Raw genomic sequence first — 1,567 nt, 5'->3', positions numbered from 1 at the left:
TCTGTTAGCTTAACAATTAAAGGGTTGTTACCCAGTGCTTTAGCTTTAGCCGTAATCGCTTCAGCTTCAGCTAAGCCTTTAATTCGAATAGATTCAGCTTCTGCTATAGCAACGAGCTTAATACCATCTGCTTTTGCTTTTGCCGTATTTACGTCACGTTGCGCTTCTAAATTTTGACGTGCGAGCTTATGTTTCTCCGCATCAGCTAGATTTTTTTCTGTTTGCTTAGTCTCAATAGAAGTTAAGTACTTAGCCGGTAATTGAATGTTTTCAATTTGAATGTTATCAACAGTAACAGGAAAGTCTTTCATTTCTTCGATAAAGCTTGCTTCAATCGCTTGAATGGCACTTGCTCTATCTTGTATTAATTTTTCTGCATCATACTGTGGGATAACATCTTTAGTGGCAGATCTAAAACGAGGATCAAGAATTCTATTTTCAAATTGCTTTAAACCACCGTATTGACGAAAAAGTTCAAGCGCAGCTGTCTTGTCTACCGTCCAGTTAACTGAAACAATAACAGTTACTGGCATTTGCTCTTTAGTACTTGATGCCATTTTTTCTTCATTTTTTCGTGTTCTGACTTCTATCTCTTCAACGCTATCAATAAAAGGCACTTTAAAGTGTAAACCAGGGTTAACCTGCTCTTTGGCTTCACTGAAGCGTTTGACAATGCCGATATGCCCTTCATTGACGGTGTAAACAGAGCTGAAAAATAGGGTAACAGCAATCGCCACTGTTATTATTGATTTAGTTGGGATATTTAATTTTTCTATATTCACTTTTCTACCTCAGAGGCTTAATTAGGTGCCCATATTTAAAGACACATTCGTTAAATATTACAGCATGTTATTCGCTATGCAGAGACCATAACCTTTTAAGTGACATAACGTCAAACTTACACCCGAGTGAACCAGCTCTGCAAGTCTAAACAATCGATAAAATTAACCATTAGTAAGTTCACCTTATCAGTTAGGTGAACTCAAAAGTGTTGTATTAATATTTTTTCTGTCGGCCATTCGACAAAAGTTAATGGGTCTGTTGTCATTTATGTGGCATTAGCAATCATCTTAATAGCAATATCAGTTAAATCGGTCACTTCTCCGATGCCGATAGTACTTTCTAACTGAGTTTCCAGATCATCCGCTAAGTCTTTATCTAGACTTTTTAAATAACTGATTTCGTCACGGTAATACATGTTTTGCACTTTATCACTTTTTTTCAATTCAACTTTTAAAATTGCCGGTTTACCGTGATTAGATACTTTCTGGGTATATTCTTTCAATTGGGCAGATTTTTTCAATACTGATAAATCACGATACCAAAAGGAATACTCTTCTTTATCATTTTTATCTTTAGGTAAAACAAGAATATAAAATGCACGAGCAGGTAATTCTTTATAAGCAAGTACCGCAATAATTGATAAGCAAGAATCTCTAAATTTTTGATTGCTCAATAGATTAAGAATAATTTCTTCACTATTTTCATTTTTATAGACAAGGTGCTTAAGTGCAGAGTTACCACTAAAGCTCGCCGCATTAATATATTGTTGGTGCTTAGTTGCTTT

2 protein-coding genes are annotated in these 1,567 nt (G+C 35.2%); both read right to left on the bottom strand.

Features of this window, described 5'->3' with window-relative positions:
• Positions 1–746: prohibitin family protein (locus H4J70_RS20215; protein ID WP_404842504.1), on the bottom strand; the 746-nt coding region annotated here is incomplete at its 3' end.
• Positions 747–1,048: 302 nt separating this feature from the next.
• Positions 1,049–1,567: hypothetical protein (locus tag H4J70_RS20210; protein ID WP_182251788.1), on the bottom strand; the 519-nt coding region annotated here is incomplete at its 5' end.

The sequence above is a fragment of the Colwellia sp. BRX8-9 genome, assembly GCF_014077245.1.
In the GTDB taxonomy this organism is placed as follows: domain Bacteria; phylum Pseudomonadota; class Gammaproteobacteria; order Enterobacterales; family Alteromonadaceae; genus Colwellia_A.
Note: the sequence above shows the minus strand (reverse complement) of the source record. Positions and strands in the feature narration are given on the sequence as shown.